Origin of the sequence: Microbacterium sp. P26, assembly GCF_023712585.1 — a bacterium.
In the GTDB taxonomy this organism is placed as follows: domain Bacteria; phylum Actinomycetota; class Actinomycetes; order Actinomycetales; family Microbacteriaceae; genus Microbacterium; species Microbacterium algihabitans_A.
Genome location: NZ_JAMAXZ010000008.1, coordinates 109216 through 123807 on the forward strand (window position 1 = coordinate 109216; position 14592 = coordinate 123807).

Consider the following 14592-nt stretch of genomic DNA (forward strand, 5'->3'; position numbering starts at 1 on the left):
CCGCAAGGGGGCGGGCGCGGCCGGGGTCGCTGACGAGGATGACGTCATGAGCGACGACGACGACCAGACGAAGAAGGATTTCGACGAGGCGGTCAACATGACCGCGAGCGAGCTGAAGAAGTGGCTCGACACTGACGAGTCGAGGTCGGTCGGGCAGAAGAAGGACGGCGGGGAATCGACCGGTCACGAGAGCGGACGGCACATCGTGCGCATCCTCGAGAAGAAGAAGGCCGACCTCACCGACGACGACTACGCGCACATGCGCAAGGTCGTCGGCTACGTCAAACGGCACAGCGCGCAGAAGCCGAAGGGCGACATCACCGACACCGACTGGCGGTACTCGCTCATGAACTGGGGCAACGACCCCAAGAAGTGAACCCGTAAGGGGATCGTGAGGACCGGCGCCACGGGGCCCGTGCGCATAGGCATCCGGGGTACAACGGACTCATGCCCATCATCGACAGCGCCGTCTACGTCGACGGTCACCGCATCGAGAACCCGGCGAGCCTCGACCAGACCTTCGAATACATGGAGGCGCACGGGGGCATGGCCTGGATCGGGCTGCTGCGGCCGTCGCCGGAGGAGCTCGAGCGCGTCGCCGCGGAGTTCTCGCTGCACCCCCTCGCCGTCGAAGACGCGTTGGCCGGGCACCAGCGTGCGAAGCTCGAGCGCTACGGCGGCAACCTCTTCGCGGTGCTGCGGCCCGCGCGCTACCTCGACGAGACCGAGACGATCGACTTCGGCGAACTGCACGTGTTCATCGGCTCCGACTACGTCGTGACGGTGCGTCACGCCGAGGTTCCCGACCTCTCGCAGGTGCGCAAGCGCCTCGAGCACAACCCCGACCTGCTCAAGCGCGGGCCCGAAGCGGTGCTCTACGCGATCCTCGACGAGGTCGTCGACCAGTACGACCCCGTGGCGCGCGGTCTGCAGAACGACGTCGACGAGATCGAAGACGGCCTGTTCAGCTCGGGCGGCGCCGACCTCACGCAGCGCATCTACCAGCTCGCCCGCGAGGTCATCCACTTCCAGCGGGCCACCGAGCCGCTGCGCGACATGCTCGAGGCGCTGCTGCGCGGCTCCGACAAGTACGGCGTCGACATCGAGCTGCAGCGCTCGCTGCGCGACGTGCTCGACCACGTGCTGCGTCAGTGCGAGAAGCTCACGGCGCTGCGCGCGATCCTCGACAACGCGCTCACCGTCAACGCCACGCTCGTCACCCAGCGCCAGACCGACACCGCCCTCGAGCAGAACGAACAGGTCAAGAAGATCTCGGGGTGGGCGGCGATCCTGTTCGGCCCGTCGCTGGTGGGCGGGATCTACGGCATGAACTTCAAGAACATGCCCGAGCTCGACTGGACCTTCGGCTACCCGATGGCGCTCGCCCTGATGGCCGCGACCTCGTTCGGGCTCTGGCTGACGTTCAAGCGCAAGCACTGGCTCTGATCGCCCGACCCGCGCTTGTCGGATAGCCGGTTGCGCGAATCGAGTGGTTCGATGGGGGGCATGAACGACACCCCCTCGCGCCCGGGCGACGCCGCCGAGCCGACGACCACCTCGACCGTGCAGCTCGAGGACAGCGGCTACCACAAGCGCCTCACGTCGCGACAGGTGCAGATGATCGCCATCGGCGGTGCCATCGGAACCGGCCTGTTCCTCGGTGCCGGTGGCCGCCTCGCGCAGGCCGGCCCCGCGATCGTCATCTCGTACGCGGTCTGCGGACTGTTCGCGTTCTTCATCCTGCGCGCACTCGGCGAGCTGGTGCTGCACCGCCCGACGTCGGGCTCGTTCGTCTCGTACGCGCGCGAGTTCTTCGGCGAGAAGGCCGCGTTCGTCTCCGGCTGGTTCTACTGGATCAACTGGGCGACCACGACGATGGTCGACATCACCGCCGCGGCGCTCTACATGAACTTCTTCGGCAAGTACGTGCCCTGGATCGGGGCCGTTCCGCAGTGGGTGTGGGCGCTCGCCGCCCTCGTGACGGTCCTCGCCGTCAACCTCGTGTCGGTGAAGGTGTTCGGCGAGTTGGAGTTCTGGTTCGCGCTCATCAAGGTCGCCGCCCTCGTGGCGTTCCTGCTCGTGGGCATCTACTTCGTCGTGTTCGGCACCCCCACGGGCGCCCCCACCGGGTTCTCGCTGATCGCCGACAACGGCGGGTTCTTCCCCAACGGCATCCTGCCCGCGATCATCCTCATGCAGGGCGTGGTGTTCGCGTACGCCTCGATCGAGCTGGTCGGCACCGCCGCCGGCGAGACCAAGAACCCCGAGAAGGTCATGCCCCGCGCGATCAACTCGGTGATCTTCCGCGTCGCGATCTTCTACGTCGGCTCGGTGCTGCTGCTGGCCCTGCTGCTGCCGTACACCGCATACACGAAGGACGAGAGCCCGTTCGTGACGTTCTTCGGCTCGATCGGGGTGCCGGGCGTCGACGTGATCATGAACCTCGTCGTGCTGACCGCGGCGCTGTCGTCGCTGAACGCGGGGCTGTACTCCACCGGCCGCATCCTGCGCTCGATGGCGGTCGCGGGCTCCGCCCCGAAGTTCGCCGCGCGCATGAACAAGGCGGGAGTGCCCTACGGCGGCATCGCGATCACGGCGTTCGTGGCCCTGTTCGGCGTGGTGATCAACTTCGTGGCGCCGAGCGACGCGTTCGAGACGGTGCTGAATGTCGCCGCCGTCGGCATCCTGGTCACGTGGGCGACCATCATGCTCTGCCAGATGAAGTTCAAGCGCCTCACCGACCGCGGCGAGCTGGTGCGCCCGGCCTTCCGGCTGTTCTGGGCGCCGTACACGGGATACGCGACCCTGCTGTTCCTCGCGGTCGTGCTCGTGCTGGTGTTCGTCGACTCCCCGCCGACCCTGCTGGTCGCGGTGCTCGCGAGCATCGCCATCACGATCGGCTGGTTCGCCTGCCGCAAGCGCATCGCGGCGCTCGCCGCCGAGCGCGAGGGCTTCACGGGCACGGTGCCGGTGGTGCCGAGCCCCTTCCCGACGGCGCGCGACACGAAGGACTGAGCCCGCGGGTCAGTCGGTGAACGGCCAGCCGCAGTACGCCTCCGCGAGGGAGGCGCGGCCGTGCTCCGACTCCACGACGGTGCGCAGTTCGCCGACCTGGCGTCGGCGATCGAAGTCGGTGGCATCCGGAGCCACGTGCAGCAGGCTCGTCATCCACCACGAGAAGTGCTGGGCCTTCCAGATGCGCCGCAGGGCCTTCTCGGGGTAGGCGTCCAGTCCCCGCTCGTCGCCCTCGAGCAGCAGGCGCCGCAGGGCGTCGGCGAGCAGGCGCACGTCGGCGATCGCGAGGTTCATGCCCTTCGCCCCCGTGGGTGGCACGGTATGCGCGGCGTCTCCGACGAGGGCGACGCGGCCGCGGCGTAGCTCGTGGGCGACGAAGCTGCGGAAGCGCAGCACGTCGCGCTGGAAGATCGGCCCCTGCTTGAGCGTCGTTCCGGGCACGCGCTTCTGCAGTTCGTCCCACAGCTGATGTTCACTGAAGGCCGCGGTGTCGGTGTCGGGGTCGCACTGGAAGTACATGCGCTGCACGGTGTCGGACCGCTGGCTGACCAGCGCGAAGCCCTCGGGGGAGTTGCTGTAGATGAGCTCGTCGGCGCTCGGCGGCGCCTCGCACAGGATGCCCAACCACGCGAACGGGTACTCGCGGAAGAACCCGCCCTGGCTCGATCCCGACACGGTCGCCCGGGCGATGCTGCGCGACCCGTCGGAGCCCACGACGAACTCCGCCTCGATCTCGAACGGCTGCCCGCCGGCGTCGCGCGCGATCACGCGCGGGCTCGAGGTCTCGGCATCCGCGATGCCCTCGGCGGTGACGCCGAAACGCAGGTCTTGACCGGCCGCGAGGCGCGCGGCGATCAGGTCTTTCAGCACCTCGTGCTGCGGGTACAGCCACACGGCACGGCCGACGGATGCCGCGAAGTCGATGCGATGGCCCTCTCCCTCGAAGCGCAGCTCGATGCCGTCGTGACGGTGGCCCACGGTGCGGGCGCGCGAGTGCTCGCCGAGGGTGTCGAGCATCTCGACGGTGCCCTGCTCGAGGATGCCGGCGCGGATGGTGCTCTCGATCTCGTCGCGCGAGCGCTGGTCGATCACGACGGAGGCGATGCCGGCCTCGTCGAGAAGGTGCGAGAGCAGGAGCCCCGCGGGGCCGGCGCCGATGATGGCGACGCGGGTGCGGACGGTGGTGGTCATGGCGTCTCCTTCGACGGTGGCTGTGTCGATGCTGCGCGCTGCCGGCGCTTCTCGTCGCCGTATTCCCGTTGATCAGGAACCCGCGCGCTGCGCGCGAGGGGTCGGTTTCTGTCGCCTGGACGGTCCGTAGGCGACAGGTTTTGACCCCTCGCGCGCAGGAGCCACGCGCGCGGGCGGAGCGCGAGCGGAAGGCGGAAGGTCAGCGGCGGAAGCCGAGGGCGCGCTCGGTGTCGCGCGCGGCGCGGTGCAGCTCGACGAGGGCGAACTGGGTCTCGGCGTCGCGCGGGAGCACGGCCGAGAGGGCGGCGATGACCGCTCCGGTCTCGTCGCGCACGGGCACCGCGACGCCCGTCGAGACCTCGTCGACGTAGCCGGGGGCGACGACCCGACCGAGGGTGCGGATCTCGGCGAGGGTGCGGCGGAGCGCCGCGGGGTCGACGATCGTGTCGGCCGTGACCCGCGCCAGCGGGCCGGCGAGCACGCGCTCCTGCAGGTCGTGCGGGGCGAAGGCGAGCAGCACGAGTCCCGACGACGACGCGTGCAGGGGGAGACGCCCGGCGACGCGGGTGATGTTCGCGCCGGAGTCGGGAGCGCTCAGCCGCTCGAGGAACAGCGCCTCGTCCTGCTCGAGGATCGCGAGCTGCGTGTGCTCGCGCACGCGCTGCTGCACGCGTTCCATGTAGGGCAGGGCCGCCTGGCGCAGGCGCAGTGCGTGTGAGGACCGCGTGGCCAATTCCCACAGGCGCATCCCGATGCGGACGCGGCGTTCGTCGTCGCGCTCGAGCAGACCGGCATCGACCAGCTCGTTCACGATCCGGTGCGCCGACGAGCTCGGCAGGCCCGCCCGACGACCGATGTCGGCCGTGGTCTGCGCGGTGCGCGTGGGGGTGAAGGTCTCGAGGATGCGCACGAGTCGGTCGGTCACCGAATCGCCGGAGAGGGAGTTCGCCACGACTCCACCCTGGCACGACTCCCATTCAGCGGGAACGCCTGGCCACGACGTGGGGCGGTGGCGGAGCATGGAGGGGTCGAAGGAGACCCCATGACGAACGCCCCCGCCGCGGCCCCCGAATCGCTGCTGGCCGCTCCCGACCAGGCGACGCAGGACGAGATCGTCCGCGAGATCCAGGCCCGCCACGCCCAGCTCGACGCCCTCGATGCCGCGGGCGAGCGCGTCGCCGCGACCGCGCACGACTTTCCGGCCTATCGGTCGAGCGTGCTGCGGCATCCGACCAAGAATCCGAAGCTCGTCGACCCCGAGACCATCGAGCTGTTCTCGCCCGCGTTCGGACAGCGCGACGTCGCGGCCATCGAGTCGGACCTCACCCTGCAGCACGCGGGGGAGCCGCTGGGCGAGCGCATGACGGTGCAGGGGCGGCTGCTCGATTCGTGGGGGCGCCCGGTGGCGAACCAGCTCATCGAGATCTGGCAGGCGAACTCGGCCGGCCGTTACATCCACCAGCGCGACCAGCACCCCGCGCCCCTCGACCCGAACTTCACGGGGGCCGGCCGCGCGGTCACGAACGACAACGGCGAGTACCGCTTCACGACCATCAAGCCCGGCCCGTACCCGTGGAAGAACCATCGCAACGCATGGCGTCCGGCGCACATCCACTTCTCGGTCTTCGGGTCGTCGTTCACGCAGCGTCTGGTGACGCAGATGTACTTCCCGGGCGACCCGCTGTTCGCCCTCGACCCGATCTACAACTCCATCCACCGCCAGAAGGACCGAGACGCCCTCGTCGGCGTCTACGACCACGACCTCACCTCGCCCGAGTGGGCGACGGGATATCGCTTCGACATCGTGGTCGACGGGCCGGACGCGACCTACTTCGAGCAGGAGGGCGACGAGTGATCCCCGCCAGGACGCACCGCGCCACCCCCGGCCAGACGGTCGGGCCGTTTTTCGCCTACGGCCTCGAGTTCCCGAAGCAGCACGAGGTCGTCTTCCCGCACTCGCCCGGCGCGATCGTGCTCTCGGGCACGGTGTACGACGGGGCGGGAGCGCCGATCCCCGACGCCCTCGTGGAGATCTTCGGGGCGGATGCCGACGGCTCCGCGCCCCGCGCGCGCGGCGCGTTCCGCCGTGACGACCACACCTTCACCGGGTTCGGCCGCGCCTTCACCGACGACGAGGGGCGCTACTCGTTCTGGACGCGCGAGCCGGGCGGCATCCGGGGTCGGGCGGGGTTCTTCGCCGCGATCTTGTTCGCGCGGGGACTGCCTGACAAGCTGCACACGCGCATCTACTCGCCGGCCGACGACGACGCTCTCGCCGCCGACCCGCTGCTGTCCGCTCTGACGTCGCAGGAGCGCGCTAGCCTCGTCGCGACCCGGACGCCCGACGGGTACCTGTCGCACGACATCCGGTTGCAGGGCGAGAACGAGACGGTGTTCCTTGCCTTCTGAACCCCTGCCGCGCATCGACCTCGGGCTGCTCTCGCCGGTGAGCGTCGGGCACGACGCCCTGCTGTCCGATGAGTTCGTGCTGACCACGATGATCCGTGTCGAGTGCGCCCTGGTCGCGGCCTACGTCGCGGTGGGGGCCGCCCCACGTGAGGCGCGCGCGGAGATCGACCACGTCTTCGGGATCGACGAGAAGGGCGGCGCGTCCGCGCGGGGGTTCGACGTCGACGGCCTGGTGCGCGACGCCGTCGCCGGGGGAAACCCGGTGATCCCGCTCGTCGGTGCGCTCACGGCCCAGGTGCCGGCCGAGCACCGCGGGTGGATCCACCGCGGGGCGACGAGTCAGGACGTCCTCGACACCGCACTCATGGTGGTCGCCCGCCGCGCGGTCGAGCAGACGCGCCGCTCGGTCGCGAACGCGGCCGTCTGGGCGCGACAGCTCGCCACCGCGCACGCCGACCAGGTCGCCGCAGCGCGCACCCTCACCCAGCACGCCGTGCCCACCACGATCGGGGCGCGCGCCGCGACCTGGGCGCGCGGACTCGAGCGGGCCGTCGTGCGACTGGACGCCCTGGTTTTCCCCGCGCAGCTCGCGGGGGCGGGCGGCACGCTCGCCTCGTTCGTCGAGATCACCGGATCGGCGGATGCCGCCGACGCCCTGCCCGCGGCCTTCGCACGGGTGCTCGAGCTCGACGCCCCCGACGCCCCCTGGCACGTGACGCGCTGGCCCGTGACCGAGATCGGGGACGCCCTCGTGCAGGCGATCGACGCGCTCGGCAAGATGGCCGCCGACGTCGCGACCCTCAGCCGCACCGAGATCGGCGAGGTGTCGGAGGGCGTGGGCGGCGGATCGTCGGCCATGCCCCAGAAGCAGAACCCCGCCGAGGCGGTGCTCATCCGCTCGGCCGCCCTGCGCGCGCCCCAACTGGGCGCGACCCTGCACCTGGCCTCGGCCCTCGCGGTCGACGAGCGCCCCGACGGCGCCTGGCACGCCGAATGGCCGACGCTGCGCGAGCTCCTTCGCCTCGCGGTCGGCGCCTCGGCGCACGGGTCGTCGCTGCTGGCGCACCTGCGGGTCGACGCGGCCGCAGCCGACGCCAACGCCGTTCTGACCGGCGGGCGCCTCGTCAGCGAGCGCCTGCGCGGCGTGCTCGTGCCCCTCATCGGCGCCGAGCGCTTCGCCGCCCTGCTCGACGGCGACGACGACCTCGCCCCGCGTCTGCGGGCGCTGCCGGAGGCGGCCGACCTCGACGTCGACGCGATGCTCGATCCGGCCGCCTACGTCGGCCTCGCCCCCCGCCTCGCCCGCGGCACCCGCCACGTCGGCGGAGGCACCGCGCACGATGAAGGAGCCGACGCATGAGCCTCATCTCGCTGACCGCGCCGGTCGGCCCCGCCGACGCGCCCCTCGTCGTGCTGGGGCCCTCGCTCGGCACCTCGACCATGCTGTGGGACGACGTCGTGCCCCTGCTCGCCGACGACTACCGCGTCGCCGCGTGGGACCTTCCCGGGCACGGAGCCGGGCCGATCGCGAGCGAGGCGTTCACGGTCGCGGATCTCGCGGATGCCGTGGCCGCCGCGGTCCCCGATGACACGTTCCTCTACGCCGGGGTCTCCCTCGGCGGGGCGACCGGCCTCGAGCTCGCGCGGCGCCATGGCACCCGGCTGCGGGGCGCCGCCATCGTGGCATCCGGAGCCGTCCTCGGCGATCCCTCGTCATGGCACGAGCGGGCCGCCCAGGCGCGGTCGCAGAGCACCTCGAGCCTCATCGTCGCGTCTGCCCAACGCTGGTTCGCGCCCGAGTCGATGGCGCGCCGCCCCGAGCTGAGCGGCCGCCTGCTGCACGCGCTGCAGGACGCCGACGACGACAGCTACGCCCGCTGCTGCGAGGCGCTCGCCGCGTACGACGTGCGCGCGACGCTGGGCGAGATCGCGGTGCCGGTGCTCGCCGCGTGGGGAGCGTTCGACCAGGTCGCCCCCGAGCCCAAGGCCGTCGAGATCGCCGAGGGCGTGCAGCGCGGGAGCGTCGCCCGCATCGACGACGCGGGCCACCTGCCCCCGGCCGAACAGCCCGAGGCCGTGGCGGCTCTGCTGCGGTCGTTCTTCGCCTCCGTCTCGACGACCTCCCCTTTTCGAAAGGACGTCTGATGCCCACCGATCAGGAACGCCACGACCAGGGCATGACCGTGCGCCGCGCCGTGCTGAGCGACGCGCACGTCGACCGCTCGATCGCCGCGACCACCGACCTCACCGCCGACTGGCAGGACTTCATCACGCGCGTCGCGTGGGGAGACGTGTGGTCGCGGCCCGGCCTCAACCGCCGTTCACGCTCGATCGCGGTGCTGAGCTCGCTCATCGCGCACGGCCACCACGAGGAGCTCGCGATGCACCTGCGCGCGGCGCTGCGCAACGGGCTGAGCGTCGAGGAGATCCGCGAGGTCATCCTGCAGTCGGCGATCTACTCCGGCGTGCCGGCGGCCAACTCGGCCTTCCGTATCGCCTCGGAGGTCTTCGCAACGCCCGAACCGGCTCCGTCGGAGACGAACGAGGGGAATGCGCCGTGATCGACAAGACCGTTCCCGACGTCGCGGCCGCCGTCGCCGGGATCAGCGACGGGGCCACCGTGATGATCGGCGGCTTCGGCCGCGCCGGGCAGCCCGTCGAACTGATCGACGCGCTCATCGCGCACGGGGCCCGCGACCTCACCGTCGTCAACAACAACGCCGGCAACGGCGACACCGGGCTCGCGGCCCTGCTCGCCGCCGGTCAGGTGCGCAAGATGATCTGCTCGTTCCCGCGCCAGAGCGACTCGTGGGTGTTCGACGGCCTGTACCGCGACGGCAAGGTCGAACTCGAACTCGTGCCGCAGGGCAACCTCGCCGAGCGCATCCGCGCGGCGGGCGCCGGCATCGGCGGGTTCTTCACCCCCACCGGCTTCGGCACCCAGCTCGCCGAGGGTAAAGAGACGCGGCGCATCGACGGCCGTGACTACGTGCTCGAATACCCGATCCATGCCGATGTCGCGCTCGTGAGCGCCCGCGCCGCCGACCGCTGGGGCAACCTCGTCTATCGCGAGACCGCCCGCAACTTCGGGCCCATCATGGCCGCGGCCGCCACGACCACCGTCGTGCAGGTCGACGAGATCGTGCCGCTGGGCTGGCTCGACCCCGAAGCGGTCGTCACCCCGGGCCTCTACGTCGATCGCGTCGTCGCCGTCGGCGAGCGCCGATGGCTCCGCGACGGGGAGTTCGTCGGCGGCGTCGACATCGAGGGCCGGGCCCTGGCATCCGAGGAGGAAGCATGACCACCCGCATCTCGCGCCGCGATCTCGCCGCCCGCGTGGCATCCGACATCCCCGAGGGCGCCGTCGTGAACCTCGGCATCGGGGCGCCGACCCTCGTCGCCGACTACCTGCCCGCGGGGCTCGAGATCGTGCTGCACACCGAGAACGGCATGCTCGGCATGGGCCCCGCCCCCGAGCCCGGCCAGGTCGACCCCGACCTCATCAACGCGGGCAAGCAGCCGGTCACCGCGCTGGCGGGAGCCGCGTACTTCCACCACGCCGACTCGTTCGCCATGATGCGCGGCGGCCACCTCGACGTGTGCGTGCTGGGCGCGTTCCAGGTGTCGGCCGGCGGCGACCTCGCCAACTGGTCGACCGGCGAGCCCGGTGCGATCCCGGCCGTGGGTGGGGCGATGGACCTCGCGATCGGCGCGAAGGACGTCTACGTCATGACCGACCTGCTCACCAAGGGCGGCGAGCCCAAGCTCGTCGCCGCCTGCAGCTACCCGCTGACCGGGGTGGGCTGCGTGTCGCGGGTCTACACCGACCACGGCGTCTTCGACGTCACGCCCGACGGCTTCCGCGTGCGCGAACTGTTCGGCGACAACACCCACGCCGAGATCGAGGCGCTTCTCGGTCTGAAACTGGAGGCCTGAGCCATGCCCGCTTCGTTCGTGTACGACGCCGTCCGCACCCCCTTCGCCCGGCACGCCAAGGCCTTCGCCGACGTGCGCCCCGACGATCTGGCCGCCACCGTCATGGCATCCGTCATCGACCGCACCGGCCTCGACCCCGCGCGCATCGAAGACGTCATCTTCGGCGACGCGAACCAGGCCGGCGAAGACAACCGCAACGTCGCGCGCTTCGGCGCGCTGCTCGCGGGCTTTCCCTCGTCGGTACCCGGCACGACCATCAACCGCCTGTGCGGATCGTCGCTGGATGCCGTGATCCAGGGCTCGCGCGCGATCGAGGCGGGCGATGCCGACGTGATCCTCGCGGGCGGAGTCGAGTCGATGACGCGCGCCCCGTTCGTGATCGAGAAGAGCCCGCGGTCCTTCCCCGCCGCCAACCAGACGATGTGGAACACCTCGATCGGCTGGCGCATGACCAACCCGCGCCTGCGCACGGACTGGACGATCTCGAACGGCGAGAGCGCCGAGAAGCTCGCCGAGATCTACGACATTTCGCGCGAGGAGCAAGACGCGTTCGCCGCGCGCAGCCACCGTCTCGCCGCGGCCGCGTGGGCCGAGGGACGCTTCGACGACGAGATCGTGCAGGTCGAGGGTCACGCGCTGGCTCGCGACGAAGGCATCCGCGACGATTCCACCGCCGAGGTGCTCGCGGGGCTGCGCCCGGCCTTCCGGCAGGGTGGGTCGGTCACCGCGGGCAACTCCTCGCCCATCAACGACGGCGCCTCGGCGGTGCTGCTGGGGGCGGAGGGGGCGATGGATGCCGAGCCCTTGGCCCGCATCGCCGGCCGGGCCGCGTTCGGCAACGACCCCGACGTGTTCGGCGTCGCCCCCGTCGAGGCGGCGAACCGCGCGCTCGCGCGCGCCGGCAAGACGTGGGCCGACGTGACCTTCGTCGAGCTCAACGAGGCGTTCGCGTCGCAGACCCTCGCGTGCGCGAAGCTGTGGACCGAGCTCGACCCCGCCCGTCTCAACGAGAACGGCGGAGCGATCGCGATCGGCCACCCCCTCGGCGCGTCGGGCGGGCGCATCGTCGCGCGCGCGGCCCACGAGCTGAAGCGCCGCGGCGGGGGCGTCGCGGTCGCGGCGATCTGCATCGGCGTGGGGCAAGGCCTCGCGGTGGTGCTCGAGCGCTGATCGGCGGGTGCCGGGCGGCTTCATCGGCGGGAAACGTCCGTACGAGGATGCCGTGCAGAGCCTGTGGATAACTCTGGGGAGAACTGTGGGGAACCCGCTGTTCCCTGTGCAGGCGACCTGGGGATAACTCTGAGAACGGCAGGATCTTCGAAACTACAGCTGTGTCATTCGGAGGAAGACCCGGAGGCGGCCCCGTGCGGACGCTCGGGCACCCATCGGCGTCGACGCGCCGGCTCGTGAGTATTCGGAACACCGTGCTTCGCGTCGTCGCGCTCGGGGGTACGCGGTCCTCGTCGCGGGGTGCACCCGTCCGATGGGGAGAACCGTCTGATGGCTTGTGGCGGACGAGGACCTGGGCTAGTGTCTAGCTGTCTGACAGCTATACGAGCAACGGAGTTCTCATGGCGACGAACGATCTGTACGAGGCCGGACTGGCGAAGCGCAAGAAGGTCCTCGGTGAGCAGCATGTTGAGCGCTCTCTCGCGGCCGCGAGCGAGTTCACGCGACCGATGCAGGAGCTCGTCACGGAGTACTGCTGGGGCGCGATCTGGACGCGGGACGGCCTCGACGACCGCACGCGCAGCCTGATCAACCTCGCGATGCTCACCGCTCTCAACAGGGGGCACGAACTCTCCGTGCACGTGCGCGGCGCAGTGGCGAACGGTGTGACCGACCAGGAGATCCAAGAAGTTCTCATGCAGGCCGCGATCTACTGCGGAGTGCCCGCGGCCTTGGAGTCGTTCCGTATCGCCGAGGCCACGCTGAGCGAACTGCGCGCCCACGATGAGTGACGTCGGCTTCATCGGTCTCGGCAAGATGGGCGTGCCCATGGCCGCTCGCCTCGTGGCCGCCGGACATCGAGTGCGCGGGTACGACCCCGTCGACGCCGCTCGCGCGGCCCTTTCGGATGCCGGTGGGGAAGCCGTCGGCAGCGCCGCCGCTGCGGCCTCGGCCGTCACCGTGCTGATGCTGCCCGACTCGACGGTCGTCGAGTCGGTGCTGTTCGAGGATGGCGTCGCCGCGGCTCTGCCTACCGGGGCCCTCGTCATCGACATGTCGTCGTCGGCGCCCCTGCGAACGCAGGAGGTCTCGCGCCGACTCGCGGAGCAGGGCGTCGCTCTCGTCGACGCGCCCGTGTCGGGGGGAGTGTCGGGCGCCGTCGCCGGCACGCTGACGATCATGCTCGGCGGTGCGGAAGACACCGTCGCCCGGGCGACGAGCGTCGTCGAAGCCCTGGGGACGGTTCGCCATGTCGGCCCGGTCGGTGCCGGTCACGCCGTGAAGGCGTTGAACAATCTGCTCTCGGCGACGCATCTGTGGGCGACGTCCGAGGCGATCCTCGTCGGCGAGCGGTTCGGCCTCGACGCCGCGACCATGTTGGAGGCCATCAACACCTCGAGTGGTCGCAGCGGCTCCACGCAGAAGAAGTGGCCGGACTTCGTGCTCCCCGGGACGTACGATTCCGGATTCAGCCTCGCCCTGATGCTGAAGGACATGCGCATCGCAAGCGACCTCGGACACCGCCTCGGAATGCCGCTCGAGCTCGGCGATGCGGCGGTGGCCCGCTGGGCGGACGCGCGGGAGGATCTCCCCGCCGACGCGGATCACACCGAGATCGTCCGGTGGCTGCGCGACGCGGCCGCGGACTCCGATCACTGATCGCGGCTCGGGTCGCCTTCCGGCATCCGACCGCACGCACCGACTCGAAGAGGAGTGACCATGATGGATTCGCTGATGGATGCCGAGCGTCTCAGCCACCTGGAGCGCGTGGTGCGCGCCGATGTGGAAGCGGGCCGCTATTTCGGCGCCGCCATCAAGATCGCGCGGAGGGGCGAGACGGTCCTCGACCTGGCCGTGGGCCACGCCGATGAGGCGCGGACGCAGGCGATCCGAACCGACACGGTGTTCAGCGTCTTCTCGATCACCAAGGCCTTCGTGAACGTGCTGGTGCTGCGGGCCATCGAGCTCGGGCGCTTCGCTCTGACGACACCTCTGGTCGACATCGTCCCCGAGTTCGCCGGCCGTCCGCGGGAACGGGCGACGATCTTCCATTTCCTCACCCATACGACGGGCATGCCGGGCGTCTGGGAGCCGGTCCCGGGTCTGCTGTTGGAAGAACTCGACGAATCGGTGGCCGCCGTCGTGGCGAACGTCCACGGCGTGGTCGAACCCGGCACGCGCTGCGACTACGCGCCGATGGCCGGTCACGTGCTTCTGGGGGAGGTCCTTCGTCGCACGGATCCGGCGGGTCGGCCCATCGGCCGGATCCTCCGTGAGGATCTGTGGGAGCCGCTCGGCATGAGCGACACCAACCTCGGCATCCTTCCGCACATGCGCGATCGTCACGCGGTGCCGGAGATGCGCGGGGTGCTGCCGATCACCTCCCGGTCTCGAACGAGCCCGGGGGACTACGGCCTCTACACCGCCGAGCGAAACGAAGCCGTGTGGGCGGGATCGGCGTCGACGACGGGTGACCTTCAGCGGTTCATGGAGATGCTGCGAAGGGGCGGGGCTGCGGACGGCGGACGGATCCTCTCGCCGAGGATGATCGAGCTCGCCCGGACCGTGTGGACGGGCGACATGGCGAACGAGCTCTACCGTTCCGTGGCCCTGCGCAACGGAGATGCGGTGCCTCCCGCGAATCTCGGTCTCGGTTTCAACGTGCGTGGGCACGGGATCTACACGACGCAGCTCGGCACGCTGACCAGTGCGTCGACGTTCGGCAACTACGGAGCGGGCACGGGGCTGGTGTGGGTCGATCCGGAGTCGGACCTCTCGTTCGTGGGCCTGAGTGCCGGGCTCCTCACCCAGTCGGACAACATCGCGCGCTATCAGCGGCTGTCCGACATCGTCGCCGCTGCCGTCGTGTGA

16 protein-coding genes are annotated in these 14592 nt (G+C 70.7%); 14 read left to right on the forward strand and 2 right to left on the reverse strand.

All coding sequences use genetic code 11. From position 1 onward, the window contains the following. Nucleotides 1-46: 46 nt before the first annotated feature. The 3 genes from M3667_RS14870 to M3667_RS14880 all read left to right on the forward strand — a co-directional run bounded on the left by M3667_RS14870 (nucleotide 47) and on the right by M3667_RS14880 (nucleotide 3015). Nucleotides 47-376 (forward strand): DUF3140 domain-containing protein, encoded by a 330-nt coding sequence (locus M3667_RS14870; RefSeq protein ID WP_251509132.1) that lies wholly within the window; start codon nucleotides 47-49, stop codon nucleotides 374-376. A gap of 71 nt (nucleotides 377-447) precedes the next feature. Further along, nucleotides 448-1446: a magnesium/cobalt transporter CorA gene (gene corA, locus M3667_RS14875; protein WP_144831326.1), complete on the forward strand. Its 999-nt coding sequence runs from the start codon at nucleotides 448-450 to the stop codon at nucleotides 1444-1446. Between the two features lie 60 nt (nucleotides 1447-1506). After that, on the forward strand, nucleotides 1507-3015 hold the full coding sequence (locus tag M3667_RS14880; protein ID WP_251509135.1) for an amino acid permease: 1509 nt from the start codon (nucleotides 1507-1509) through the stop codon (nucleotides 3013-3015). Between the two features lie 9 nt (nucleotides 3016-3024). Here M3667_RS14880 and M3667_RS14885 read toward each other — a convergent pair whose 3' ends face one another. Further along, the gene (locus M3667_RS14885) at nucleotides 3025-4206 is read right to left on the reverse strand and encodes a 4-hydroxybenzoate 3-monooxygenase (RefSeq protein ID WP_251509139.1); all 1182 of its coding nucleotides are present in this window, start codon (nucleotides 4204-4206) and stop codon (nucleotides 3025-3027) included. A gap of 199 nt (nucleotides 4207-4405) precedes the next feature. Beyond that, nucleotides 4406-5158 (reverse strand): IclR family transcriptional regulator, encoded by a 753-nt coding sequence (locus M3667_RS14890; protein ID WP_251509142.1) that lies wholly within the window; start codon nucleotides 5156-5158, stop codon nucleotides 4406-4408. 90 nt (nucleotides 5159-5248) lie between these two features. Between M3667_RS14890 and pcaH the strand changes: the two genes are divergently transcribed. The 11 genes from pcaH (at nucleotide 5249) to M3667_RS14945 (ending at nucleotide 14592) form a co-directional block, all read left to right on the forward strand. Continuing rightward, nucleotides 5249-6061 (forward strand): protocatechuate 3,4-dioxygenase subunit beta, encoded by an 813-nt coding sequence (gene pcaH, locus M3667_RS14895; RefSeq protein WP_251509144.1) that lies wholly within the window; start codon nucleotides 5249-5251, stop codon nucleotides 6059-6061. Beyond that, the gene (pcaG, locus tag M3667_RS14900) at nucleotides 6058-6615 is read left to right on the forward strand and encodes a protocatechuate 3,4-dioxygenase subunit alpha (RefSeq protein WP_251509147.1); all 558 of its coding nucleotides are present in this window, start codon (nucleotides 6058-6060) and stop codon (nucleotides 6613-6615) included. The genes pcaH and pcaG overlap by 4 nt, the downstream gene beginning before the upstream one ends. Continuing rightward, entirely contained in the window at nucleotides 6605-7975 is a 1371-nt protein-coding gene (locus M3667_RS14905; RefSeq protein WP_251509150.1) for a lyase family protein, read from the forward strand. Before pcaG ends, M3667_RS14905 begins: the two co-directional genes overlap by 11 nt. Continuing rightward, nucleotides 7972-8760, forward strand: a complete 789-nt coding sequence (locus M3667_RS14910; RefSeq protein ID WP_251509153.1) for an alpha/beta fold hydrolase — start codon at nucleotides 7972-7974, stop codon at nucleotides 8758-8760. The genes M3667_RS14905 and M3667_RS14910 overlap by 4 nt, the downstream gene beginning before the upstream one ends. Then, complete coding sequence (gene pcaC, locus M3667_RS14915) at nucleotides 8760-9176, forward strand: 4-carboxymuconolactone decarboxylase (RefSeq protein WP_251509156.1); 417 nt, start codon at nucleotides 8760-8762, stop codon at nucleotides 9174-9176. The genes M3667_RS14910 and pcaC (M3667_RS14915) overlap by 1 nt, the downstream gene beginning before the upstream one ends. After that, nucleotides 9173-9916 (forward strand): 3-oxoacid CoA-transferase subunit A, encoded by a 744-nt coding sequence (locus M3667_RS14920; protein WP_251509159.1) that lies wholly within the window; start codon nucleotides 9173-9175, stop codon nucleotides 9914-9916. Before pcaC (M3667_RS14915) ends, M3667_RS14920 begins: the two co-directional genes overlap by 4 nt. Then, nucleotides 9913-10551, forward strand: a complete 639-nt coding sequence (locus M3667_RS14925) for a 3-oxoacid CoA-transferase subunit B (RefSeq protein WP_251509162.1) — start codon at nucleotides 9913-9915, stop codon at nucleotides 10549-10551. Before M3667_RS14920 ends, M3667_RS14925 begins: the two co-directional genes overlap by 4 nt. Before the next feature lie 3 nt (nucleotides 10552-10554). After that, nucleotides 10555-11721: a thiolase family protein gene (locus tag M3667_RS14930; RefSeq protein ID WP_251509165.1), complete on the forward strand. Its 1167-nt coding sequence runs from the start codon at nucleotides 10555-10557 to the stop codon at nucleotides 11719-11721. A gap of 401 nt (nucleotides 11722-12122) precedes the next feature. Then, nucleotides 12123-12512, forward strand: coding sequence for a 4-carboxymuconolactone decarboxylase (gene pcaC, locus M3667_RS14935; RefSeq protein ID WP_251509168.1), 390 nt, complete (start codon nucleotides 12123-12125; stop codon nucleotides 12510-12512). Continuing rightward, on the forward strand, nucleotides 12505-13380 hold the full coding sequence (locus M3667_RS14940) for an NAD(P)-dependent oxidoreductase (protein WP_251509171.1): 876 nt from the start codon (nucleotides 12505-12507) through the stop codon (nucleotides 13378-13380). Before pcaC (M3667_RS14935) ends, M3667_RS14940 begins: the two co-directional genes overlap by 8 nt. A 60-nt stretch (nucleotides 13381-13440) precedes the next feature. Continuing rightward, entirely contained in the window at nucleotides 13441-14592 is a 1152-nt protein-coding gene (locus M3667_RS14945; protein WP_251509173.1) for a serine hydrolase, read from the forward strand.